The organism is Leisingera sp. ANG59, from assembly GCF_013317235.1.
Lineage (GTDB): Bacteria > Pseudomonadota > Alphaproteobacteria > Rhodobacterales > Rhodobacteraceae > Leisingera.
The window spans coordinates 71,648-95,172 of the sequence record NZ_WLCM01000015.1; the positions used below are offsets into that span (position 1 = coordinate 71,648).

A 23,525-nucleotide genomic window follows, 5' to 3' on the forward strand; every position below is an offset into this window, starting at 1 on the left:
GTCCTTTTTGCTGCTCTGCCTCTGTTATGGTGTCTGGCGAATCAGGTAGCTGCCGCCGCCCTGCCGCACCAATTTGTAATCTTCTTTTTGCGGAGCAGTATGCGCAGGATTTTCAAGTTTTGCGAGAGCCAGGCGTAAATTATCGCGGATTGCGTCACTTTCGCCATTGTCGAGCGCGTAGGCGCGATGGAACACCTGCACCGCTTCGGCGGTCTTGCCGCGTTCCATCAGCGTAACGCCAAGGTTGTTCATCGGCTCCGGCCAGTCCGGATCGGCGGCCACGGCCTGGCGCAGCAGGTCTTCGGCCTGCCCCAGGCGCCGCAGGCCCAGCTGGGCGCTGCCCATGCCGGACAGCACTTCCGGTGTCAGCCCGTTATCCAGCGCCGCACGGGTGAAGGCCTCAAGCGCCAGGCTGTACTCTCCCGCGGCCATCAGCCGGTTGCCGACCACCAGCCCGTCGGCCTCCTCGCCGCGCAGATCAGCACCCGGCGCCCAGGGGCTGTCCTTGTCCTGCCTCAAACCGCCCGGCGCACACGAAGCCGCCAGCGCGAAGGCGCTGGCGGCGGTAAGTGCCAATAGCAGCCGGGCACCGGGTGCCCGTTCTGTCAGATCCATTATTGGGGTCCCAGATTACCCAAGTTTGCGATGTTCTGCGCCGAGGGGCCGACCAGGATGATCAGCAGCGGCGGAACCGTCAGCCCCATTGTGGCAAGTGTCATCTTCACAGGCAACTTGTTTGCGGCCTCTTCCGCCCGCATGACCCGTTTGTCGCGCATCTCGCCGGCGTAAACCCGCAGTGCGTCGGCGATCGAGGTACCGAAGCTGGCGGACTGGATCATCACCGTCACGAAGGAGGAGACATCCATCACGCCGCAGCGGGTGCCGAAATCCCGCAGCACCTTGTCCTTGTCCTTGCCCGCCTTCATTTCATGGGCGACCACCTGGAATTCCTCCGACAGCTCCGGATAGGAGCTGCGCAGCTCCGAGGCCACCCGCACGATGGCCTGATCCAGCGATTGCCCGGCCTCGACGCAGACCAGCATCATGTCCAGCGCATCCGGGAAGGCGTCCGTGATCGCCTGCTTGCGGGCCTCGATGCGGCGGGTGATCCAGTAACGCGGCAGGAAATAGCACACCGCCGCGGGGGCCAGAATGCGGATGGCCATCTGCTGGCCGTCAAATTCCACATCCGCCTTCAGAACGTAGACAAAGAACAGCCCGCCCACCAGGCCGACCAGCCCCAGGGCAAACTGGGCAAAGTGGAACAGCCGCACGGAGTCCTTGGAGATATATCCCGCCTGCCGCAGCCGCAGCTCCATCGCGGACAGCTCGTCAGCATTCTGCGGTTCCAGGAAGTTGGCGAATTTCTGCAGCTGTTCGTTGCGGCCGGTGTGCCGCAGGTGCTGCTTCTGCGGCGATTGCCGGGTTTCCGGTTTGATATTCTTCTGCAGCTTCTTCAGCGGGTCTTCCCGCTGGTTCATGAGCAGCGGAATGGCGAGCAGGATCATGAACATGCCTGCAATGCCAAGCGCCAGAAGCGGGCCGAACGGGCCGAATTGCGAGGTGAGGAAGCCTTCAATGCCGGTCAGGAAATCCACGGTCCGCTCCTTAGACTTTGATGTTGGTCAGAATGCGCATGACGATCAGGTTGGCGGTCAGCATTGCGCCCACGACGAAACATGCAGGGATGAACCAGGGGTGGTCCGTGACGTTGTCATAGTAGTTGGGGTCCTTGACCAGGATCCCGATCAGGCACAGCAGCGGGAAACCTGACAGGAACTTGCCGGACCACTGCGCCTCGGCGGTGATCGCCTTCACCCGGCGGAACAGGCGGAAACGGGCGCGGATCACCTTGGCCAGGCCTGCCAGGACCTCGGCCAGGTTGCCGCCCGACTGCTGCTGGATGGTCACGGCCACCGCCAGGAAGCGCATGTCCTGCATGTCCAGGCGCTCTGCCATCTCCTTGAGCGCCTCGCCGACATCGCGGCCATAGGCGCATTCATCGGAGATGACGCCGAATTCGGTGGCCAGCGGGTCCTCGACCTCGTTGGAGACGATCTGAATGGCGGAGGTGAACGGGTGGCCGACACGCAAGGAGCGCACCATCAGTTCCACCGCATCGGGGAGCTGTTCCTCGATCAACGCCATGCGCTTGGCCGCCTTCTTGTTGACCCAGAAGAACACCGCCCCGACACCGATGATCACGGCGCCCAGAACGCGGACCGGCAGCGGCGCCGCAGTGCCGATGCTGAGACCGGCAAACGCCAGCCCCGCCAGCCCGGCCATGATCACGATCAGCTGCTTGGGGGAAAAGGCGATGGCCGCCTTCTGCGCCCGTTCGGACAGCAGCGAATACAGCGGGATCGACTGCGATTTGGCGTGCTGGCCCATTTCCTTGCGCAGCTGCTCCAGCACCTGCTCGCGGTTGTTGCCCTTCTCCATCATCTCCAGCCGGCGGTTGACCTTGCTGTTCAGGCTTATGGATTTGCCAAAGACAAACAGATACAGGCCTTCGACCAGCGCCAGGATCCCAAAGAAGATCGCGCCGTAGATAAGCGGTTCGGCACTCAGTTCCATCAGCGCGGCTCCATCGTGGTCGGTTCATAGATCGACGGCGGCAGGTCGTAGCCCCACAGGCGGAACCGCTCCGAGAAGTGGCTGCGCACGCCGGTTGCGGTGAAGTGGCCGATGATCTTGTTGTCCGGGGTCAGGCCGACACGCTGGAACCGGAAGATTTCCTGCATCGAGATCACGTCGCCTTCCATGCCGGTGATTTCGGTGATCGAGGTCATCCGGCGGGAACCGTCCTGCAGGCGCGAGGCCTGCACGATCAGGTTCACAGCCGAGGCGATCTGGCTGCGCACCGCCTTGATCGGCATCTCGATGCCGGCCATGGCGATCATGTTTTCCAGACGCGAAATACCGTCGCGGGCAGAGTTGGCGTGGATTGTGGTCATCGAGCCGTCGTGGCCGGTGTTCATGGCCTGCAGCATGTCGATCACTTCCTCGCCGCGGGTCTCGCCGACGATGATGCGGTCGGGGCGCATCCGCAGCGCGTTTTTCAGACAGTCGCGGGGGGAAACCTCGCCCTTGCCTTCCACGTTGGGCGGGCGGCTTTCCATCCGGCCCACATGGGTCTGCTGCAGCTGAAGTTCCGCGGTGTCCTCGATGGTCAGGATGCGCTCGGCGTTGTCGATGAAGGACGACAGCGCATTCAGCGTGGTGGTCTTACCGGACCCGGTACCGCCGGAGACGATGACATTCAGCCGGGTTGAAACCGCGGCTTGCAGATAGGCCGCCATTTCCTCGGTGAAGGCACCGAAATTCACCAGGTCGTCGATGCCCAGCTTGTCCTTTTTGAACTTCCGGATCGACACCAGCGAGCCGTCCACCGCAATCGGCGGCACCATCGCGTTGAAGCGCGAGCCATCGGCCAGGCGGGCGTCCACATAGGGGTTGCTCTCATCGACGCGGCGGCCCACGGCGGACACGATCTTGTCGATGATCCGCATCAGGTGCTTTTCATCCTTGAACGCGATGTCGCTCAGTTCCAGCTTGCCGCTGCGCTCGACAAAGATCTGGTGCGGGCCGTTCACCAGGATATCGCTGACCGTCTCGTCCTGCAGCAGGGTTTCCAGCGGGCCAAGCCCGGTCACCTCGTCGTAGAGTTCCTTGTTCAGCGTCTGCCGGTCCTCGCGGTTCAGCACGATGCTCTTTTCGGCCAGGATCTCAGTCGTGATGTTGGAGATCTCGGACCGCAGTTCAGCCTCGCCTGCGCGCTCCAATGCGGCCAGGTTCAGGTTCTCCAGAAGCTCCCGGTGCAGCTGGATCTTGATCTCGTTCAGCCGCTCCTTGCGCTTGCGCTCCTTGTCCATCGGGGCCGCTTCCGCCGCCTTGCGCTGGACCGGGCGCCGCAGGCTGACTGCAGGCTTGCCGTTTGCAGGTGCGGCCGGCTCCGGCGCCGACGCCGGTGCAGCAGGTTTCGCGGCCTGTTTCTTGTACTTGGAAAACATCAACTCACCCCCAATTCAAGCCGATCAGGCGGCTTCTGCTTCACTGCGGCCCAGCTCGTGCAGCGAGGCTGCAAGCTTGGCGATTTCCTTGCGCAACGGGTTCTTCGCGGCAGAGACGGCCAGCGGCAGCCCGTGGTCGCAGCTCTGCAGGATCTGCTTGCCGCCGTCAGGCAGCTGCAGGTCGATCGAGATCCCCAGGGATTCGGCCATCCGCTTGACCCGGCTCTTGCCGGTCAGGTCGGTGAACTTGGGCGCCCGGTTCAGCGCAAAACGCAGCTTCTCGAACGGCAGGTCTTCGGCCTGCAGCGCCCGCTTAAGCCGCAGCGCGTTCTGCGCCGAGCGCATGTCCAGTTCGATAAGCGCGAAATAGACATGCGCGAGGTTCAGCACCGTTTCGGTCCATTGCACCAGCGTGTGCGGCATATCGATGACAACGAAATCGAAATGGCTGCGGGCCAGGGCGATCACCCGGGTGATGTCCTCGGGCGACAGCAGATCCAGCGGCACCATTTCGGCCGGCGCTGTCAGAACCTGCAGCTTCTCCTGGAACGGGATCAGGGCCTGACCGAACAGATCCTCATCCATGTTCTCCGATTCGCCCAGCATTTCCATCACGGCGTCCCGGCGGGGCAGGTCGAGATAGGTCGAAACAGATCCGGCCTGCAGGTCCAGGTCCAGCAGGCAGACGCTGGGTTCCTCATGCTCGCTGAGCGCCGCAAGCTCCCAGGCGAGGTTGACCGCCATGGTGGTCGATCCGGTGCCGCCGGCCAGCCCGTGGCAGACAATCACGGCGCCCTCGCGCTGGCTGCCGGACTGCAGCTGATGCTGGTTCTGCGCCGCGGCGGGTGCCGGAGCCGGCGCCTGCAGCCTATCGATGGCCGCCTGCAGTTCCTGCTCCGGCAGCGGGTAGGGGACAAATTCGTCAGCGCCCTGGCGCAGCAGCGTGTGCAGCGCGGCCGGGGTCACGTCCTCGGCAATCAGAATCACCTTGATTCCGCGCGCCTTGGCCTGGGTGATGATCTCGCCCATCAGCGGCAGGTCACCTTCGTCGGCGCTGTCGATTGCCAGGGCAATGAATTGCAGCGGTTCCGCTTCTGCCTGGCCAAAGAAGGCCAGCGCCTCGGCAAAGCCCAGGTCGCCCCAGGCCTCACCCAGTGCGGCTTCCATGTCTTCAATCAGGAGGTCGAAATTCTGCACATCGCGGCTGACCGTGCAGGCAACAATCGCAGGTGTTTCTGTTTGCGGCATACCGCTGCTCATCGCCATCATCCTTGTTCACTTGGGCGGACCGGGCTTCGGGCACAGTCCGCCTCTTGGAAACAATGTCGGCGGCAATCTAGGCGATATTGGGGCCAAAAATCCCCAAATATGGGGAATTGTTACTAGTTCGTAACCGACGGGCCGCAAGGACCCGCCTTGTTAGCCTTCGTCGATGGTGGTGATGGTCAGCGAAGTCGGCGGAATCGCGCTCTCGATGTATTCGCGGTAGATGACTTTCGCGTATTTACCGTCCAGCAGGTTCGGGTGCCGTTTCAAAAAGCCGCTGACCTCGGTCACGGTGCGGCGGTTGCGGCGTTCGCGTTCCGGGGTCGGAATCAGCGGCTGGGTCTCACCGAAGGAGACCACGGCCTCAAGCCGGTTGCGGCTGATGCCGCGTGACACCAGGTAGTTGACCGCCGCACGCGCCCGGCGCATGCCGAGAGACTTGTTGTAGGCATTGCTGCCCACTGCGTCAGTGTGGCCGAACACACGGAACCGCACCTCGGGGAACTGCTTGATCCAATGCGCCTGCTGGTCCAGAATCGCACGGGCGTTCTGGTCCAGGCGCGCACTGTCAAAGTCAAAGTTGATGGTGTTGGGCACTTCCTCGGCGAACCGGCCGGCCAGTTGAATGGCATAGCTGCGGTCGCCCTTCATGACAGCGGCGTTGCTCGAGGCCGCGTCTCCGAAATGCTTCTGCTGCTGTGCGCTGAAGCCTGTGGCGTCAGTGCAGGCTGCGACACTCAGCATCAGGCCGGCCCAGGCGATTTTTCTGATCATCCGCTCAATTCCCTCTGCTTAGTCCAGCACGTAGCCGTAGGAGCCGTTGAAATCCTGACGCGCAACTTCAGCAGCGGCGCCTTTTGCATTGCGCTCCGTCTTGCCGAACAGGAACAGCTCCCCTTCGCTGGGGGCTTTCACCCGGTCGGTCGGCAGCACCAGCGCTTCGCCGCGGGTCGGTGTGACCAGATGCGCGCTGACAATGATAACCAGTTCCGATTGCGAGTGCTGGAAGTCGGCACTGCGGAACAGCGCGCCGAGGATCGGCACATCCCCCAGCCAGGGCACCTGTGCGTTGTTGTCGAGGAAGTTGTCTTCGATCAGGCCGGCAATGGCAAAGCTTTCGCCATCCCGCAGCTCGACCGTGGTCGACGCTTCACGGCGGGTGAAGGCGCTGACTGTCAGGTTGTTCAGGGTGAAGCCGTTGCTGGGGTCCAGAGCGGACACCGCGGCCACCAGCTCCAGGTTGATCAGATCGCCGTCGACAACGCGGGGAATGAAGCTGAGCTCAATGCCGAAGGGCTTGTATTCAATGCTGATTTCCCCTTCGTTCCCGGTGGTGGGGACGGGGTATTCACCGCCAGCCAGGAAGTTTGCTTCCTGCCCGGACAGGGCAGACAAGTTCGGTTCTGCCAGGGTGCGCACCAGCCCTTTGCGCTCCAGCGCTTCCAGCAGCAGGCGCACGCGGGCATTGCCGACACCGAAGTCGAACAGGAAGGCGCCCTGGATATTGTCCTGCGGTGTGATCGTAGGAGTGTTAAGGCCGTTGTCGGCAGACAGCATGGTGCCGGTCTCAAATGCCTTGTTGCTTGACCCGGCCGCCAGCGATGCGCTGAGCGATTTGGTCACCGACCGCTGCATCTCGGCAAAGCGGACCTCAAGCATGACCTGCTGGATACCGCCGACCGACATCAGGTTGCTGACACGCTCGGGCGCATAGCGCTCCGCCAGGTCCAGCGCCCGCTGCAGGCGGGCAGAGCTGGACACCGTGCCCGACAGCACGATGCCGTCGTTTGCGGTGCGCACCTCGATTTTCTCGTTCGGCAGGATCTGGCGCAGGCGCTCCTTGAATTCGGTCACATCCGCCGCCACCCGCACTTCCACGTTGGTGATCAGCTGACCGGATCCGTCAAGCAGCGTCAGCGTGGTCAGGCCCGGGGATTTGCCCAGCACATAAATAGTGCGGTCTGACAGGGATGAAATATCTGCGATGCCCGGATTTGCGATGCTGAGCTCCGCAAAGGGGGTTTCGCTTTCAACCACCACGGCGCGGTTCATGGGCACATCCAGCGTCGACGCCGTGCCCTTTTTCACCACCCGCAAGGATTGTGCTGATGCCCCATCCGCACCCGGTATGCCAATAAACGAGAGACCCAAAAGGGCCGCCGCAACGAACCTACGAATTTTCATGTGACCTGCCTTTCCGATCACGCCTCAATGTCCGGGTCTTTATGCCCGCTCTTTCCCGCAATGTGGGACAGTTCCCGAATTATTGCAAGAATCAATGGCTTCGGCGCCTTTCTTAAGCGGTGCGGATTGTGGGGCCTAGGCAACAGGCAATTCAGCCGCACCCCGGTCGGGGGCGCGGCTAAACCTGGTAATGCACTGTAATGAAACAGAAAGCTTAGTTGGTGCAGGGGATCGGGATTGCCACAACTTCTGCGCCGCGGCGGGTGCGGATGGTGCAGACCTGCTCCCGTTCGACCTCCTGCGGCGCTTCGATCGCACCAAGGCCCAGCAGCTTGCGCTGGTCGACCTCGATGACTGAGGCGATTGTGTCATCGCCTGCGCCCACCAGCGCCAGGGTCAGTTTGCCGGTGCTCTGCGCCTGGGCCAGGGCGGCAACTTGTTCAGGCCGCGCTGCAACGGTGACCGTGCGGGCAATCACGGCGCCATCGATATCGTTGCTGGCCTTCTGATCAACCGCGATCAGTTCCACATTGGTCTCGATCAGGCGGGTGAAATCACCCTGGACTGCGCCTTCCTGGCGCACTTGGCCGGTCCAGTAGATGTCCACCTTGTCACCGGGGCGCAGAAATCCGGACACGCCGGAGGACACGTCCACGCGTATTGCAAAGGCGCGCATGCCGCGCTCCAGGCGCGAGGTGATGCCCGCGTCTTCACCGGGCAGGGTGACCTTGCTGGCCATGATGGCCTCGTTCTTTTCCATGGTGCGCAGGATGACGCGGGGGGCGTCGTCCGAACCCGGCGGGAACAGGGCTTCAAGGCTGGTGAACACGCCTTCCGGCAGGCTTTCCTTGGGCCAGCGCACCTGGCGGACGTTTTCCTTGGTCAGGCGGTGGCCGTATTTCAGAGTATCCGTCGCAACAAAGATGTCGACGGTGGGGATGTTCTCCACCCGGGACGCGCGTTCCTGCGCAAGCGCGTTCTGATATGCGCTGACATATTTCTTCGTCATCATCACGGCGCCGCCGGCCAGGGCAACGCCAACAATCAGTACCAGTACAAAAATACCGCGCATAACTGTTCCTTTCGTGTGGTCTTCAACCCGCCGGGCAGGGGGCGTCAGCGCCGGAATGCCGTATTGTTTCAGGGGCAGTTACACCTGGGTGCAGGCGTAATGCGCAATCAGGCGGATATGGCCTGACTTATTGGAAGACCGAGTCCTGCAACTCGCCAATCGTATCGGCAGCGTTATTTACATAGGTCTTGGTGCTGGTGCTGACTTGCTCAACGCCCGCCCCGATGGACACAAATGCGATACCTGCTATCGATGCGACCACTGCAGTAAGAACGACCCAGTCAACTGTCACCGCTCCGTGTTCCTCAGAGCGGAATCTGGCAAAAAGTGAAAACATGGGTTCCACCTTCTTTCTGCTTTTCTTGGGAAAAGGGCCGCGCATCTTCGCAATGCGCGGCCCCTCAGCTTAAGAAATTGCCGTCTGCGGCCACTGCTTACGGAGTGGTGGTGCCGGTGTCGAAGGTGGTCGGCACTTCGCCGTCAACCGCGGTCAGGAAGTCGCCGGTCGAGCCTGCGATGGTTTCGATGCCGCCGCCGATCGAGGAGTAGGCAACGCCGGCCAGGGCTGCAACAGCTGCGGTCAGAACGACCCAGTCAACAGTCACGGCGCCGTCTTCGTCTTTGCGGAAGTTTTTGATGAACTTGATCATGGTTTGGTCCCTCCAAAGGATCTCAGAATTTGGTCCATCCCGCCGTCGCTCTGGAACCTGCTCTCTCACCAGCTTTGGTTCCTGTCCGGCTTGGATGAGTACATATAGCCAGTGCAGCGTGGCAGGATTTGGGCTGAAAGCCGCAAAACGCTGCCCAATTTTAACTTTTCAACAAGAACTCCGGTAACCTGCTGTTTTTGCGAAGTTAAAAAATCATTACCAGCGGGACTCCCGTGGTATTTTCGCGCCAGTCCGGGGCAAATATGGCGATTACGCCAGATTCAGGGGCGGAAAAGCTGGAATTAGCCGTCCGGTTTTCCGAGTCTCGGGCGATAAAAACCAACGGCAGGCAGAGCAATGTCCGTGCGAAACGCAATTTTGTCGGCAGCCCTGTGCGCCTTGCCCCTGGCGGCAGCGGGGCAGGAGGCGCCCAAGCCCTTTCCCGCATTCGAAGCAAAGCGGGTCAAGCCGCCCGCACCGGGGACCGGCAAGCGGATAACCGTGCAGATCGAGCCTGCACCCGAGCCGGAGGCGGACATTGCAGCCCCGGCAGCACCTGCCGCCGCAGAGCCGGCCCCTCCGCCGCCCGCCGGGCGCTACACCTGGTTCTGGGACAAGGTCGCGCCGGGGCTGGAAGGGGCCGGGCCGGGACGGCTGGACGATGCCCTGCAGGCGCTCAAGGGCGCCAAGGGGCTGGCGGCGCCCAGGCTGCAGCTGATGCAGGACATCGTTCAGGAGCGCGGCGTGCAGATCCTGACGGAAAGCGCCGGCACCCAGGTGTCGCCGGCGCTGGTCCTTGCGGTGATTGCCGTCGAATCCGCCGGCAAGCCCGATGCGGTCAGCTCTGCCGGGGCGCAGGGGCTGATGCAGCTGATGCCGGACACCGCCGCGCGGTTCGGGGTCCGCGATGCGCTGGAGGCCAAGCAGAACATTTCCGGCGGTGTCCGCTATCTGGACTGGCTGATGAAGGAGTTCGGGGGCGACCCGATGCTGGTTCTGGCGGGCTACAACGCGGGCGAGGGCGCGGTGCGGACCCACAAGGGCGTGCCGCCCTATGCTGAGACGCGCGATTACGTGCCCAAGGTGCTGGCCGCCTATCAGGTGGCGCGCGGATTGTGCACGACCCCGCAGATGTTCCTGTCCGACGGCTGCGTGTTCCGGATGCAGAACTGACGCCGCGCTGAGCCCGGCGGCGCTGCGCGCTTTGTTCCGGGCGGGATGGCGCCCCTTTTGCAGGGTGTTGCACCCCCACCGTACGGTGCCTTCACGCAATCCTCATGGCCCTCTGCCAAACTCCCAAAAGATCGCGATCCCCCGCCATGGTTCCCGCGCGCGGGGCCATGATACGAGGCGCAGGCATCTATGGGCTGCCTGCGCGACACCCCGGAGACCGGCCCTGATAAAAAGGGGGTCGTCCAGGATATCCTGTCCGAGCAGGCCCCCGGCGGGGTCTGTCCACCTCCATCCGGCGGCGCCGCCCCCTGAAACGGGACACAGCGCGAAACGGCACGAAACGAACCGAACAACAAAGACCTGCAAAACAAAACCGCCCGGGCAGATGCGCCCCGGCGGCTGGAAGGCCTGCGGCTGAGGCAGGCGTTTGACTATATCCGCGGCAGCAGCGCCGCGTCAGTCCACGATGGTGGCTTCGGTCGCCGCTCGCAGCTCGTCCTCGGTGACGCCTTCGGCGCATTCGACAATCTTCAGGCCGCCTTCGACCACGTCCAGAACGCCGAGGTTGGTGATGATGCGGTCCACCACGCCCTTGCCAGTCAGCGGCAGGGTGCATTCCTTCAGCACCTTGGACTGGCCGTGCTTGTTGGCGTGGTCCATCACCACCACCACGCGGCCGACGCCCGCCACCAGGTCCATGGCGCCGCCCATGCCCTTCACCAGCTTGCCGGGGATCATCCAGTTCGCCAGGTCGCCGTTCTCGGCCACTTCCATCGCGCCCAGAATCGCCATCGCGATCTTGCCGCCGCGGATCATCGCAAACGACTGCGCCGAGTCGAAATAGGCGGTCTGCGGCAGTTCGGTGATGGTCTGCTTGCCGGCGTTGATCAGGTCGGCATCCTCTTCGCCCTCATATGGGAAGGGGCCCATGCCCAGCATGCCGTTCTCCGACTGCAGGGTCACTTCCACACCCTCGGGGATGTAGTTGGAGACCAGCGTCGGAATGCCGATGCCCAGATTCACATACCAGCCGTCCTGCAGCTCCTGCGCGGCGCGTGCCGCCATCTGATTGCGGTCCCAAGGCATTATGCTTGCTCCTTCTTCTGACGGACGGTGCGCTGTTCGATGCGTTTCTCGTGGTCGCCCTTGATGATGCGGTGCACGTAGATGCCGGGCAGGTGGATCGAGTCCGGGTCCAGCGAGCCGGTGGGCACGATCTCCTCGACCTCAACCACGCAGACCTTGCCGCAGGTGGCGGCCGGCGCGTTGAAGTTGCGGGCGGTCTTGCGGAACACCAGGTTGCCGGTCTCATCCGCCTTCCAGGCCTTGACGATGGCGAGGTCGGCAAAGATGCCTTCCTCCATGATGTAATCCTCCATCGCGCCGTCGGGGCCGGTGGGGAACTGCTTTTCCATCTTGCCCTCGGCAATCACGGTGCCAACGCCGGTCTTGGTGAAGAAGCCGGGGATGCCCGCGCCGCCGGCGCGCATGCGCTCGGCCAGGGTGCCTTGCGGATTGAACTCCAGCTCCAGCTCGCCGCTCAGATACTGGCGCATGAATTCGGCGTTCTCGCCCACGTAGGAGGAGATCATCTTCTTCACCTGCCGGGTCTGCAGCAGGATGCCGATGCCGAAATCATCAACGCCCGCGTTGTTGGAGGCAAAGGTGAGGTCCTTGGTGCCCGCGTCCTTGATTGCCTGCAGCAGCAGCTCGGGAATGCCGCAGAGGCCAAAGCCGCCCGCGGCGATGAACATGCCGTCGTGAAGCAGCCCGTCGAGCGCTTCAGCGGCGCTGGAATATACCTTTTTCATGGAGATCTCCCATTATGCCGGTTGCAGGGAGTTCTGGCGCTGAGCGGGTGCAGAGTCAATGAATACGGAGAGGGCTGCGTATTTCTACGGAGCCGCTTTGACGGCCCGCCAGTTTCGGCAGACCGTCAAGGCCGGAAGTCATACAGGCAGGGCGTCTTCGGCGTATTGCGCCGCGAATTCCGCGCTGGGCGGGATCGGGGTGATCACGTCGATCAGCACGCCGTTCGGGTCCGCCGTGATGAAGTGGCGCTGCCCGAAGTCTTCGTCAATGAGCGGCTTCAGCACTGGCAGGCCTGCGCCGGTCAGCCGGGTGTATTCGGCTGCGGCATCCTCCACCTCGAAGTTCAGGATGACACCGGCACTGCTGCCGCGCCCGGCCTCGGGGACCGTGGGGTGCGTGCCATCCAGTATGGCCAGGTTCACGGCCGGGTCGGTGCGGGACTGAAGATGCACGTACCAGTCCGATTCAAACGCCGGCTGGAATCCGAAGTGGGTTTGGTAAAACGCCGCGGTGCCCGCGACATCGTTTGTTTGCAGCACCGGATAGTATTGAGTGACTTTCATCTTGCACCTCATTTTAAAAACATACAGTCTGTATGCATGTGGAAATAAACATACAGGCTGCATGTATGCAAGAGGGGAATACTCCCGTCCCAAACACGGCGCGCCGGGCCGCCATGCGGGAGCGGCTGATCGCTGCCGCCCGCAAACTGTTTTCGGAAAAAGGCTACGCCGAGACATCGACGCCGGAAATCGTCAAGGCCGCGGAGGTCACACGCGGCGCGCTTTATCATCACTTCGATGGCAAGGAGGCGTTGTTCTGTGCTGTTGCCGAGGCCGAGGCGCAAGTGGTCACAAAGGCAATCGAGGCTGCGGCGAAGGTGCCGGGCGGGGAGGGGCTGGAGGCGGGCAGCCGGGCTTTCTTTGCCGCAATGGCGGAGCCGGGCCGCGCCCGCATACTGCTGGTGGACGGGCCTGCCGTGCTTGGTGCCGCTGCGATGGACAAGATCGATGCCGGCGGCGGACGCAGTGCGTTGCGTGCTGGGCTGGCGTCGGCCGGCACGGGTTTGGATGAAGCTGAGCTTGATGCGCTGGCGGCGGTGATGTCGGCGGCCTTCGACAGGGCGGCGCTTGCCATTGCCGAAGGTGCCGAGACGGCACCGTATGAGGCGGCGATGGCGGCACTGATGCGCGCCGCCATCGGACCGGAGACTTAGGTCGAGGCTTTCTTGGCGGCAGGTTTTTTCTTGGCGGCGGGCTTCTTCGCCGCTGCCTTCTTCTTGCCGCCCTTCGACGATTTCTCGGCGATCAGCTGCACCGCCATTTCCATGGTCACATCCTTGGGCTCCACGTCCTTGGGCAGGGTGGCGTTCACCTTTTCCCATTTGACGTAAGGGCCGTAACGCCCGTCCATGATGTTGATGGCGCCGCCGCTTTCGGGGTGTTCGCCCAGCTCCTTCAGCGGCTTGGCGGAAGCGCGGCTGCCGCGGCGGCCAGGGTTGGCGCGCTTCTCCGCCAGCATCTCAACGGCGCGGTTCATGCCGATCTCAAAGACGTCCAGGGTTTCTTTGAGGTTCACGTAAACCGGCTTTTCCTCGTCGGGCAGCTGGTGCGCGATATAAGGCCCGAACCGCCCCAGGTTGGACTGGATGACACCGCCGTCCGGGTGCAGGCCGATTTCGCGCGGCAGGGTGAGCAGAGTCAGCGCCTGCTCCAGGGTGATCTCGTTCGGGCCCCAGCCCGGCAGGAAATCCTTGCCCTGTTTGGGCAGCGAGGAGCGCGGCGGCTTCTTGTTTTCGGGCGTGGCTTCGCCGCGCTGGACATAAGGCCCGAAACGGCCGGATTTCAGGTGGATCTCATCCCCGTTATCCTCGCCCAGAATACGTTCGTAACCTTCCGCGCCCTCTCCGGAAATCGGGCGGGTGTAGTTGCATTCGGGGTAGTTGCCGCAGCCGACAAACCCGCCGGTGCGCGAGGTCTTGAGGTGCAGCTGGCCCTGGCCGCATTTCGGGCAGGTGCGCGGGTCGGTGCCATCTTCGCGCGGCGGATAGAGCTGCGGCGCCAGAGCGTCGTCCAGCACGTCCAGCACCTCGGTGATGCGCAGGTTGGAGGTTTCGGCAATCGCCGCGGAGAAATCACGCCAGAACCGGCCCAGCAGGTCCTTGTAGTCGCGGTCGCCGGCGCTCACGTCATCCAGTTCTTCTTCCAGCTCAGCGGTGAATTCATAGCCGACGTATTTGCGGAAGAAATTCAGCAGGAAAATGGTGACGATCCGGCCCTTGTCCTCGGGGAACAGGCGGTTCTTTTCCTTGCGGACGTATTCCCGGTCCTGGATCGTGGTGATCACCGACGCATAGGTCGAGGGGCGGCCGATGCCCAGCTCTTCCATCCGCTTGACGAGGGTCGCCTCGGTATAGCGCGGCGGCGGCTGGGTGTGGTGCTGCAGCGCCAGCACGGCACCGTCTTCGGACAGGACAGAGGCGTCCTTGCCGGCCTTCTCTGCCTGCGCCGCCAGCGAGGACGCGAACTTCAGCGTCTCGCCCTGCATGATCTGCGGCAGGCGCTTGTCGTCCTCATCCGCCACATCGTCGCGGCCTTCCTCATAGACCCGCATGAAGCCGTCGAACAGCACCACCTGGCCGGTGGCGCGCAGCACGACCTGCTGGTCGCTGGAGCCGATGTCGACGGTGGTGCGCTCCAGCCGGGCGCCTTCCATCTGGCAGGACAGGGTCCGCTTCCAGATCAGGTCATAAAGCTTGCGCTGGTCGTCGTCCGAAACCTTCAGGCTGGCGGCATCGCGGCTCATGTCGGTTGGGCGGATACACTCGTGCGCTTCCTGCGCGTTCTTGGCCTTGTTCTTGTAGATCCGCGGCGAGGACGGCACGTATTCGGCGCCATAGCGCTTCTCGATCTCGGCGCGGGCTTCCTGCACCGCCTCGGGGGCCATGTCGATGCCGTCGGTCCGCATATAGGTGATGAGGCCGGCCTCATACAGCCGCTGGGCCGCGTTCATGGTCTGGCGGGCACCCATGCCGAACTTGCGGCTGGCTTCCTGCTGCAGGGTTGAGGTCATGAAGGGCGCAGAGGGGTTGCGGGCCGCGGGCTTGGCTTCGACCGACAGCACCGACAGCTTGCGCGAGGCCACGGCCTGCACCGCCATTTCGGCAGAGGTGGAGTTCTTGAGGCTGTATTTGTCGAGCTTGTCGCCGCCCATGACGGTCAGGCGCGCCTCGAACTCCTGGCCGCGGGGGGTGGCCAGCTGGGCGCGAACGGACCAGTATTCCTGCGCGTTGAAGGCCTCGATCTCCATCTCGCGCTCGACGATCAGGCGCAGGCAGACGGATTGCACCCGGCCCGCCGAACGCGCGCCCGGCAGTTTGCGCCACAGAACCGGCGACAGGTTGAACCCCACCAGGTAATCCAGCGCGCGGCGGGCCAGATAGGCCTCGACCAGCGGCATGTCGACCTGGCGCGGGTTCCGCATCGCCTCGGTCACCGCTTCCTTGGTGATCGCGTTGAAGGTCACCCGGCTGACGGCGGTGTCCTTCTTGATCGAGCGCCGCTTGGTCAGCGCCTCCTGCAGGTGCCAGCTGATCGCCTCTCCCTCGCGGTCGGGGTCGGTGGCGAGAATCAGCGCATTGTCGTCTTTCAGCGCGTCGGCGATGGCCTTCACATGCTTGCGGGAATCGTTGGCGACCTCCCAGGTCATGCCGAAATCATTGTCCGTGTCGACCGATCCGTCCTTGGCGGGCAGGTCGCGCACATGCCCGTAAGACGCCAGAACCGTATAGTCGGGGCCAAGATATTTATTGATTGTTTTTGCTTTGGCCGGGGATTCGACAACTACTACTGGCATAAATTCTGATACCTCTTCGGACCGCTTTGCCGGGTTCTATGGCGGGGCAGGATGTGGGGCGCAAGGGGAGAATGTCAATCCGGGCTCAATGGACGCGGCGCAATTCCTGCCTTTGCGGACCTGTTGCGGAGCCATCCGCAGCGCCCGCGTCACTGGCGTTTCCGGTTTCAGGCAGGAGAGGTCAATCCTTGTCTTCAGGGTAGGCCCGGGACAGCAGGCCGCCCGGCTCGCGGCGGATCGCGCCCTCCAGCTCCAGGTCCGTCAAGGCCGGCGCAAGGTCCTGCGGCGGCAGGGACAGGTCGCGGATCAGCTGCGTCTCGGACGTGGGGGAGGGGCCGAGGCTGCCGAGAATCTGCTGATGCAGGGCGTGGGTCTCTGCCAGGCTGCGCCGCCCCTGCGGCTGCGGCGGCAGGGCGGCCAGCGCCTGGTGGATGTCCTGCGGAGCGGAGGCCGGCGCGGCAGGCATCCCCTGCGGCGGCAGGGCCTCCAGCACGTCGTTCGCGTCGCGGACCAGCGCGGCGCCGTCCCGGATCAGCCGGTTGCAGCCGGAGCTGCGCGCATCAAACGGGTGGCCGGGCACCGCGAGCACCTCGCGGCCATAGTCCAGCGCGTCCCGGGCGGTGATCAGGCTGCCGGATTTGGCGGCGGCCTCCACCACCACCAGCGCCCGCGACAGGGCGGCGATGATCCGGTTGCGCTTGGGGAAATCGCGGGCCTGCGGCGTAAGGTCCATCGGCTGTTCCGACAGCCGCAGCCCGGTTTCGCTGATCTGAGCGGCCAGGTGCGCGTTTTCCGCCGGGTAGATCACGTCTGCCCCGCCCGCCAGCACCGCGATGGTGCCGGTTTCCAAAGCCGCCTGATGCGCCGCGGTGTCGATGCCGCGGGCCATGCCGGACACCACTATGTATCCGGCTTCCCCGAGGGAGTGGGCCAGCGAGCGGGCCATCCGCACCCCCAGCGAAGAGGCATTGCGGGCGCCCACGATGGAGATCATCGGGCGGTCCAGCACCTTAAGATCGCCGATGGCCCAGAGCAGGGGCGGGGCGTCTTTCAGGCCCTTCAGCAAGTCAGGATATTCAGGATCCGAAAAGCACAAAAGCCGCGCTTTGGCGGCTTTTGCGGTCTTGAGTTCGTTGTCCACCGCCTTGGCCGGGCATGTTTCATAACCTTTGATGCCTGCGGAACGTGCCACTTCGGGCAGCGCATCCAGCGCGTTCTGCGCTGAACCATATTCTGCGAGCAGCCGGTGAAAGGTTACCGGGCCAACCCGTTTGGAGCGCAAAAGGCGAAGCCATGAATACCGGTTATCTTCCGTGGTGGGTGGGAGTGGGGGGTGAGTGGAAGAAAGTGCTTCTTCGGTCATCCGCAGCTCCGCCTGTTTGCAGGACAAGAATTAACCTTGAGGGGGTTAACAGGTGGTGAACGGCTCGAAACTTTTTGCCAATGCCTTGAAAATTTTCCTAAGTTGCCGGAATAATTGGAAGATTCAAGATCAACCTGGGGTTGCTCGGTCGGGATCCCCTCAATCCCGGCCGGCTGCAAGTGCAGCCGGCCCCGGAAATTTGCGGCAAGTCTATGGTTTTGCAGGGATTTTACGCAGCAGATCCGCCAACTGTCAGCCCGCCCATCAGCACCGAGGGCTGGCCGACGCCGACCGGAACCCATTGCCCGGCCTTGCCGCAGTTGCCCATGCCGGGGTCCAGCGCCATGTCATTGCCGAGGCCCCGGATCTGCTTGAGCGCGGTGGCGCCGTCGCCGATCAGGGTGGCGCCCTTGACCGGCGCGCCGACCTTGCCGTCCTTCACCCGGTAGGCCTCGGTGCAGGAGAACACGAACTTGCCGTTGGTGATATCGACCTGGCCGCCGCCGAAGCCGACCGCCCAGATGCCGTCCTTGATGCCCGCCACCAGATCGCCGGGATCGGCCTCGCCGCCCAGCATATAGGTGTTGGTCATCCGCGGCATCGGTGCGTGGGCATAGCTTTGCCGCCGCCCGTTGCCGGTGGGGGAGACCCCCATCAGCCGCGCGTTCTGGCGGTCCTGCATGAAGCCGACCAGCACGCCGTCCTCAATCAGCGTGGTCTTCTGGCTGGGGGTGCCCTCGTCATCCACGGTGATCGAGCCGCGCCGGTCCGGGATGGTGCCGTCGTCCAGCACCGTGACTCCCCTGGCGGCGATCTGCTGGCCCATCAGCCCGGCAAAGGCCGAAGATCCCTTGCGGTTGAAGTCGCCCTCCAGCCCGTGGCCGATCGCCTCGTGCAGCAGGATGCCGGGCCAGCCGGGGCCAAGCACCACATCCATCTCGCCGGCGGGGGCCGGGACCGCGTCGAGGTTGACCAAGGCGATGCGCAGCGCCTCCTGCACCTGGGCCTGCCAGTGCTTGGGATCGACCAGCCCGTCGAGGCCCAGCCGCCCGCCGCCGCCGGCGGAGCCGCTTTCCCGGCGGCCGTCCTTTTCGACGATCACCGAGACGTTCAGGCGGGCCATCGGGCGGGTGTCGCGCACCCGCACCCCGTCGGCGCGCAGGATCTCGACCTCCTGCAGCGAGGCGGCGAGCGAGGCGGAGACCTGCACCACGCGTTTATCGAGATTGCGGGCATAGTCGTCGATCTCGCGCAGCGTCTCCACCTTGACCGGGAACGGCATGGAGCTGATCGGGTCGGCGTCGGTGTAGAGCTTCTTGTTGGTGGCCTGCGGTGCGCCGGCATAGGTGCCGCCGCCGCCGCCGCCGCCAACCGCCAGCTTGGCGGTTTCCGCCGCCCGCCGCAGCGAGGCGATGGAGACATCGGTAGAATGCGCATATCCCGCCACATCGCCGTTCACGGCCCGCAAACCAAAGCCTTCGGAGGCATCGTAGCTGGCGCTGCGCAGGCGCCCGTCGTCAAAGGACAGCGCCTCAGACTTGCGGCGCTCGGCAAAGATCTCTCCATCCTCCGCACCGTTCAGGGCATCGCGCAGGACGGCCAGCGCCTCATCCTCCGGAAGCGCGGTTTCGAAGGGTCGGAAGGATGGGTTTTCCATGGCACGGTCCTCAGATTTTTTGATCTAAATCAAGAAAGCGACGGTTTGACGCTTGGCTGCCTCTTTATCTGCACGCCCGAATATGGTTTTAAGCTGCGTCAAAGACAACGGGGCAGGTGCGTTTTGAGGAATCATTGATTCCTCTGCATTTCGTGCTGCCGCAGGAACAATACGATCAACCGATCAGGACAGAACATGAAAAACGCTTTGATGCTTTCGGGCCTTTTCGCCGGCCTTTCGAGCCTTCCAGCAATGGCGCAAGAAGGCCTGGAAACCATTGGTAAGCCGGTGAACGGCGGTCTGGGCTTCCAGCCGGCGGCAACTTCGCTGATGGAAGGGATCCACAAGCTGGACTGGATGATCCTGGTTATCATCACCGTGATCTGCGTGTTCGTCGCGGGCCTGCTGCTGTGGGCGATCCTGCGCTTCAACAAACGCGCCAACCCGACCCCGGCCAAGTTCACCCACCATACCCCGATCGAGATCGCCTGGACCGTGATTCCGATCCTGGTTCTGGTGTTCATCGGCTCCTTCTCGCTGCCGCAGCTGTTTGCCCAGCAGGAAATCCCCGAGGGCGACATCAACATCAAGGTGACCGGCTACCAGTGGTACTGGGGCTATGAGTACACCGATCACGAGTTCGGCTTTGAAAGCTTCATGCTGCCGAAGGACCAGCTGGCCGCAAACGGCTATGCCGAGGATGAATGGCTGCTGGCCACCGACACCGCCGTTGTGGTGCCGTCGGGCAAGACCATCGTGATGAACGTGACCGGCGCTGACGTGATCCATTCCTGGACCATCCCGGCCTTCGGGGTGAAGCAGGACGCGGTTCCCGGCCGTCTGGCACAGCTGTGGTTCAAGGTCGACGAGGGCAAGGAAGGCATCTATTTCGGCCAGTGCTCCGAGCTGTGCGGCAAGGACCACGCCTATATGCCGATCACCGTCAAGGTCGTGACCCAGGAGCAGTATGACGCCTGGCTGGAAGGCGCCAAGGAAGAATACGCGGGCATCCCGCAGGCCTACCAGGTCGCCTCCAACTGATAACTGGCTATATGGAGCTTGAGGGAGCTCCGTATGGATCAGAAACAAGACCGGGGTGCGCAGCCATGCGCACCTGTTGCCGCCAAAGGACCCAAGATGAGCGACGCAAGCATCAACGCAAGCCGGGCATATGAGGACGAGGCCAGCTTTGGCGATTACTTCGCCCTGCTGAAGCCCCGTGTCATGTCGCTGGTGGTGTTCACCGCTCTGGTGGGGCTGCTGGCTGCACCGGTTTCCGTGCATCCCGTTGTTGGCTTCTGCGCCATCCTGTTCATTGCCATCGGCGGCGGTGCCTCCGGTGCGCTGAACATGTGGTGGGACGCGGATATCGACAAGGTGATGAAGCGCACCAAGTCGCGCCCGATCCCGGCCGGCAGGGTTGAGCCGGGCGAGGCGCTGGCGCTGGGCCTGGCGCTGTCGGGCCTGTCGGTGATCATGCTGGCGCTGGCGGCCAATGTCTTTGCCGGCGCGTTCCTGGCCTTCACCATCTTCTTCTACGTGGTGGTCTACACCATGTGGCTGAAGCGGGCGACGCCGCAGAACATCGTGATCGGCGGTGCCGCCGGGGCCTTCCCGCCGGTGATCGGCTGGATCGCCGCCACCGGCACCATGTCGGTTGAGCCCTGGCTGATGTTCCTGCTGACCTTCATGTGGACGCCGCCGCATTTCTGGGCGCTGGCGCTGTTCATGCGCTCCGACTACGACGACGCCGGCGTGCCGATGCTGACCGTGACCCACGGCCGCCGGTCCACCCGCATCCATATTCTGGCCTATACCGTGCTGCTGGCGCTGCTGGCTGTCGGCACCGCGTTCTCCGGCATCGGCGGCCCGGTCTACCTGGCCGCGGCGCTGGTGATGAACGCGCTGTTCCTGCATGGCGCCTGGAAGATCACCCGCCGCGACGAGGACGATTCCGAGGCCGACAACTTCAAGGTGGAGCGCAGCTTCTTCAAACTGTCGCTCCTGTACCTCTTCCTGCATTTCGGCGCCATTCTGGCCGAAGCCCTGCTGAAGCCCTACGGGCTGGGAGGCTGGTAAGATGGCCCTGCGCAAGGAACATGAGATTCACAAGCGCCGGTCCGGCCTGAACAAGGGCGTCGGCCTGCTGCTGGCCGCCTTTGTGGTGCTGATCATGGCGCTGACCATGGTCAAGGTGACCTCCGGCAGCTTCAAGTTCCCCGATGCACAGTCTTCTGGTGAACAGGGGGAGCAGAACTGATGGCGCTGCAGGGCCCCAAGAAGACTGTTGTCCAGCTGGTCGGTGTTGTCGTCCTGATGGGCGGGCTGTCCTGGGCCTCGGTCCCGTTCTATGACTGGTTCTGCCGCGTCACCGGGTTCGGCGGCGTCACCGGCGTGGCCAGCACGGGATCTGACACGGTGCTGGAGCAGACCATCAGGGTCCGCTTTGACGGCTCCAAGGAGCGCGGCATGCCGTGGGAGTTCAAGCCGGTGCAGCGCGAGATGGAGATCCGTCTCGGCGAAACCGGCCTGGCCTTCTATGAGGCCTACAACCCGACCGACCGCCCGGTGGCCGGGCAGGCGTCCTACAATGTGGCGCCCTACGAGGCCGGCGGGTTCTTTTCGAAAATCGACTGCTTCTGCTTTACCGAGCAGGTGCTTCAGCCCGGGGAGCGGGTGCAGATGCCCGTGACCTTCTATGTCGACCCGGAAATCATTGACGACCGGGACGCAAAATACGTGCATACGATCACGCTGTCGTACACGTTCCATGAAATCGATCTGCCCGAGGGCGTTGCCGCTCTCGACACCGGGGATAACACCGGGGCAGGCACAACCACGAACTAGGCCGCTAGGTGAGGGACACTTAAATGGCGCACGCTAAAAACCACGATTATCACATTCTGCCGCCGTCGATCTGGCCGCTGGCCTCCGCTCTGGGCACCTTCGTCATGCTGGTTGGCGCGGTGTTCTGGATGAAGGGCATCACCGCATGGCCGTTCTGGATCGGCTTTGTCGCGGTGCTCTACTCGGCCTATGCCTGGTGGGCGGAAGTTGTTGCCGAAAGCAAGGTCGGCGATCACACGCCGGTCGTCCGCATCGGCCTGCGCTATGGCTTCATCCTGTTCGTCATGTCCGAGGTGATGTTCTTCTTCGCCTGGTTCTGGTCGTTCTTCAAACACGCCATCTACCCGATGGAGACCTATGTCGGCACCGAATATGTGGCGCCGGCGATCTATCCGGTTGATCCCTTCCACCTGCCGCTGATCAACACCCTGATCCTGCTGCTGTCCGGCTGCGCCGTGACCTGGGCGCACCACGCGCTGGTGCACAACAACGACCGCAAGGCGCTGATCCAGGGCCTGGCCATCGGCATCGCCTTCGGTGTCGCCTTCACCGCGCTGCAGGGCTATGAGTACGCCCACCTGCTGCACGAAGGCTGGCAGTTCGGCGGTGATGAGTTCTACTCGAACTTCTTCATGGCAACCGGCTTCCACGGCTTCCACGTGATCATCGGCACCATCTTCCTGACCGTTTGCCTGGTCCGCGCGATGAAGGGCGACTTCACCCCGGAGCAGCACGTCGGTTTCGAGGCCGCTGCCTGGTACTGGCACTTCGTGGACGTCGTCTGGCTGTTCCTGTTCGTTGCCGTCTACATCTGGGGCACCTCCGGCCTGTAACGGCGGTTTGTACGGGTTACATGTTTGCGGTTGATTATCGGCGGGCATGAAGTCACACACGGGGCGCGCAAGGGACACCTTGCGCGCCCTGAACTTTGAAGCGGAGCAGCGATGATGCGGCGTGTCATCTTCCTGTTGATCATCAGCGGTGCCGGCCTGGCCGTGCTGATCGGCCTTGGCAGCTGGCAGCTGCAGCGCAAGGCCTGGAAGGAAGGCATCCTCGCCACCATCGAACAGCGTATCGCGGGCGAGGCTGCCGCGCAGTTGCCGCAAGCGCTGGAGCCGGAGGCTGACAAATACCGCCCGGTGCGCCTGACCGGAGACATCGGTGCAGAGGAGCTGCACGTCCTCACCTCGATCAAGGACATCGGCCCTGGCTACCGGGTGATCTCCCCCTTCACGCTGGAAGACGGCCGCCAGGTGCTGATCGACCGCGGATTTATCCCGGTGAACGAAAAGCAGGCCCTGCGCCTGACCGGCCCCGCGGAGATCGAAGGCAACATCCACTGGCCGCAGGAGACCGACAGCTACACGCCCGCGCCGGATCTGGCTGGCAACATCTGGTATGCCCGCGACACCGAGCAGATGGCGGCAGAGCTGGGTACCGAGCCGGTGCTGATTGTCCTGCGCGCGCGCCCCGAAGGGGAGGCCGATCTGCTGCCGGTACCGGTAGACTCGGCCTCTGTCCCGAACAACCACTTGCAATATGCGATCACCTGGTTTTCGCTGGCCCTGATCTGGGCGGCGATGACCCTCTACTTCCTGCGGCGCAGCCGCCCCAACCCGAAGAGCTGAAGGCG

24 protein-coding genes are annotated in these 23,525 nt (G+C 63.4%); 8 read left to right on the forward strand and 16 right to left on the reverse strand.

Annotated elements, in window-relative coordinates; translation table 11 throughout:
• Positions 1-24 precede the first annotated feature (24 nt).
• From GKC28_RS14620 to GKC28_RS14665, 10 genes are all read right to left on the reverse strand, one after another.
• Positions 25-615: a tetratricopeptide repeat protein gene (locus GKC28_RS14620; RefSeq protein WP_174147678.1), complete on the reverse strand. Its 591-nt coding sequence runs from the start codon at positions 613-615 to the stop codon at positions 25-27.
• Positions 615-1,598, reverse strand: a complete 984-nt coding sequence (locus GKC28_RS14625) for a type II secretion system F family protein (RefSeq protein ID WP_174147680.1) — start codon at positions 1,596-1,598, stop codon at positions 615-617. The genes GKC28_RS14620 and GKC28_RS14625 overlap by 1 nt, the downstream gene beginning before the upstream one ends.
• A gap of 10 nt (positions 1,599-1,608) precedes the next feature.
• On the reverse strand, positions 1,609-2,577 hold the full coding sequence (locus tag GKC28_RS14630; protein ID WP_174147682.1) for a type II secretion system F family protein: 969 nt from the start codon (positions 2,575-2,577) through the stop codon (positions 1,609-1,611).
• Positions 2,577-4,013, reverse strand: a complete 1,437-nt coding sequence (locus GKC28_RS14635; protein ID WP_174147684.1) for a CpaF family protein — start codon at positions 4,011-4,013, stop codon at positions 2,577-2,579. The genes GKC28_RS14630 and GKC28_RS14635 overlap by 1 nt, the downstream gene beginning before the upstream one ends.
• Positions 4,014-4,037: 24 nt before the next feature.
• On the reverse strand, positions 4,038-5,273 hold the full coding sequence (locus tag GKC28_RS14640) for an AAA family ATPase (RefSeq protein ID WP_174147686.1): 1,236 nt from the start codon (positions 5,271-5,273) through the stop codon (positions 4,038-4,040).
• A gap of 159 nt (positions 5,274-5,432) precedes the next feature.
• Positions 5,433-6,053 (reverse strand): OmpA family protein, encoded by a 621-nt coding sequence (locus GKC28_RS14645; protein WP_174147688.1) that lies wholly within the window; start codon positions 6,051-6,053, stop codon positions 5,433-5,435.
• Between the two features lie 18 nt (positions 6,054-6,071).
• Positions 6,072-7,463 (reverse strand): type II and III secretion system protein family protein, encoded by a 1,392-nt coding sequence (locus GKC28_RS14650; protein ID WP_174147690.1) that lies wholly within the window; start codon positions 7,461-7,463, stop codon positions 6,072-6,074.
• Between the two features lie 214 nt (positions 7,464-7,677).
• A complete protein-coding gene (cpaB, locus tag GKC28_RS14655; protein ID WP_174147692.1) occupies positions 7,678-8,535 on the reverse strand; it encodes a Flp pilus assembly protein CpaB in 858 nt (285 codons plus the stop codon).
• Between the two features lie 127 nt (positions 8,536-8,662).
• Positions 8,663-8,872 carry a Flp family type IVb pilin gene (locus GKC28_RS14660; RefSeq protein ID WP_174147694.1) on the reverse strand — a complete coding sequence of 70 codons (210 nt, stop codon included), beginning with the start codon at positions 8,870-8,872 and terminating at the stop codon, positions 8,663-8,665.
• 97 nt (positions 8,873-8,969) lie between these two features.
• The gene (locus GKC28_RS14665) at positions 8,970-9,185 is read right to left on the reverse strand and encodes a hypothetical protein (protein WP_039180491.1); all 216 of its coding nucleotides are present in this window, start codon (positions 9,183-9,185) and stop codon (positions 8,970-8,972) included.
• Positions 9,186-9,542: 357 nt separating this feature from the next.
• On the opposite strand from GKC28_RS14665, the gene GKC28_RS14670 reads away from it, so the two are divergent.
• Positions 9,543-10,358 carry a lytic transglycosylase domain-containing protein gene (locus GKC28_RS14670; protein WP_174147696.1) on the forward strand — a complete coding sequence of 272 codons (816 nt, stop codon included), beginning with the start codon at positions 9,543-9,545 and terminating at the stop codon, positions 10,356-10,358.
• A gap of 456 nt (positions 10,359-10,814) precedes the next feature.
• Here GKC28_RS14670 and GKC28_RS14675 read toward each other — a convergent pair whose 3' ends face one another.
• From GKC28_RS14675 to GKC28_RS14685, 3 genes are all read right to left on the reverse strand, one after another.
• Positions 10,815-11,444 (reverse strand): CoA transferase subunit B, encoded by a 630-nt coding sequence (locus GKC28_RS14675; RefSeq protein WP_174147699.1) that lies wholly within the window; start codon positions 11,442-11,444, stop codon positions 10,815-10,817.
• Positions 11,444-12,169, reverse strand: coding sequence for a CoA transferase subunit A (locus GKC28_RS14680; protein WP_019298342.1), 726 nt, complete (start codon positions 12,167-12,169; stop codon positions 11,444-11,446). Before GKC28_RS14680 ends, GKC28_RS14675 begins: the two co-directional genes overlap by 1 nt.
• A gap of 138 nt (positions 12,170-12,307) precedes the next feature.
• Positions 12,308-12,733 carry a VOC family protein gene (locus tag GKC28_RS14685; protein WP_174147701.1) on the reverse strand — a complete coding sequence of 142 codons (426 nt, stop codon included), beginning with the start codon at positions 12,731-12,733 and terminating at the stop codon, positions 12,308-12,310.
• Between the two features lie 65 nt (positions 12,734-12,798).
• Here GKC28_RS14685 and GKC28_RS14690 point away from each other — a divergent pair, with 65 nt between their 5' ends.
• Complete coding sequence (locus GKC28_RS14690) at positions 12,799-13,386, forward strand: TetR/AcrR family transcriptional regulator (RefSeq protein WP_174147703.1); 588 nt, start codon at positions 12,799-12,801, stop codon at positions 13,384-13,386.
• Here GKC28_RS14690 and topA read toward each other — a convergent pair.
• The 3 genes from topA to tldD all read right to left on the reverse strand — a co-directional run bounded on the left by topA (position 13,383) and on the right by tldD (position 19,045).
• Positions 13,383-16,025, reverse strand: coding sequence for a type I DNA topoisomerase (topA, locus tag GKC28_RS14695; protein WP_174147705.1), 2,643 nt, complete (start codon positions 16,023-16,025; stop codon positions 13,383-13,385). The genes GKC28_RS14690 and topA overlap by 4 nt on opposite strands.
• Before the next feature lie 181 nt (positions 16,026-16,206).
• Positions 16,207-17,388: a DNA-processing protein DprA gene (dprA, locus tag GKC28_RS14700; RefSeq protein WP_174147707.1), complete on the reverse strand. Its 1,182-nt coding sequence runs from the start codon at positions 17,386-17,388 to the stop codon at positions 16,207-16,209.
• A gap of 229 nt (positions 17,389-17,617) precedes the next feature.
• Positions 17,618-19,045 carry a metalloprotease TldD gene (gene tldD, locus GKC28_RS14705; RefSeq protein ID WP_174147709.1) on the reverse strand — a complete coding sequence of 476 codons (1,428 nt, stop codon included), beginning with the start codon at positions 19,043-19,045 and terminating at the stop codon, positions 17,618-17,620.
• 195 nt (positions 19,046-19,240) lie between these two features.
• On the opposite strand from tldD, the gene coxB reads away from it, so the two are divergent.
• The 6 genes from coxB (at position 19,241) to GKC28_RS14735 (ending at position 23,520) form a co-directional block, all read left to right on the forward strand.
• Positions 19,241-20,086: a cytochrome c oxidase subunit II gene (gene coxB, locus GKC28_RS14710; RefSeq protein ID WP_174147711.1), complete on the forward strand. Its 846-nt coding sequence runs from the start codon at positions 19,241-19,243 to the stop codon at positions 20,084-20,086.
• A 96-nt stretch (positions 20,087-20,182) separates the two neighbouring features.
• Positions 20,183-21,124 (forward strand): heme o synthase, encoded by a 942-nt coding sequence (gene cyoE / locus GKC28_RS14715; RefSeq protein ID WP_174147713.1) that lies wholly within the window; start codon positions 20,183-20,185, stop codon positions 21,122-21,124.
• Position 21,125: 1 nt separating this feature from the next.
• Positions 21,126-21,305: a cytochrome C oxidase assembly protein gene (locus tag GKC28_RS14720; RefSeq protein ID WP_174147715.1), complete on the forward strand. Its 180-nt coding sequence runs from the start codon at positions 21,126-21,128 to the stop codon at positions 21,303-21,305.
• Positions 21,305-21,892 carry a cytochrome c oxidase assembly protein gene (locus GKC28_RS14725; RefSeq protein ID WP_174147717.1) on the forward strand — a complete coding sequence of 196 codons (588 nt, stop codon included), beginning with the start codon at positions 21,305-21,307 and terminating at the stop codon, positions 21,890-21,892. The genes GKC28_RS14720 and GKC28_RS14725 overlap by 1 nt, the downstream gene beginning before the upstream one ends.
• Positions 21,893-21,915: 23 nt before the next feature.
• A complete protein-coding gene (locus tag GKC28_RS14730) occupies positions 21,916-22,725 on the forward strand; it encodes a cytochrome c oxidase subunit 3 (protein ID WP_174147719.1) in 810 nt (269 codons plus the stop codon).
• A gap of 114 nt (positions 22,726-22,839) precedes the next feature.
• Positions 22,840-23,520, forward strand: coding sequence for an SURF1 family protein (locus GKC28_RS14735; RefSeq protein ID WP_174147745.1), 681 nt, complete (start codon positions 22,840-22,842; stop codon positions 23,518-23,520).
• Positions 23,521-23,525 lie beyond the last annotated feature (5 nt).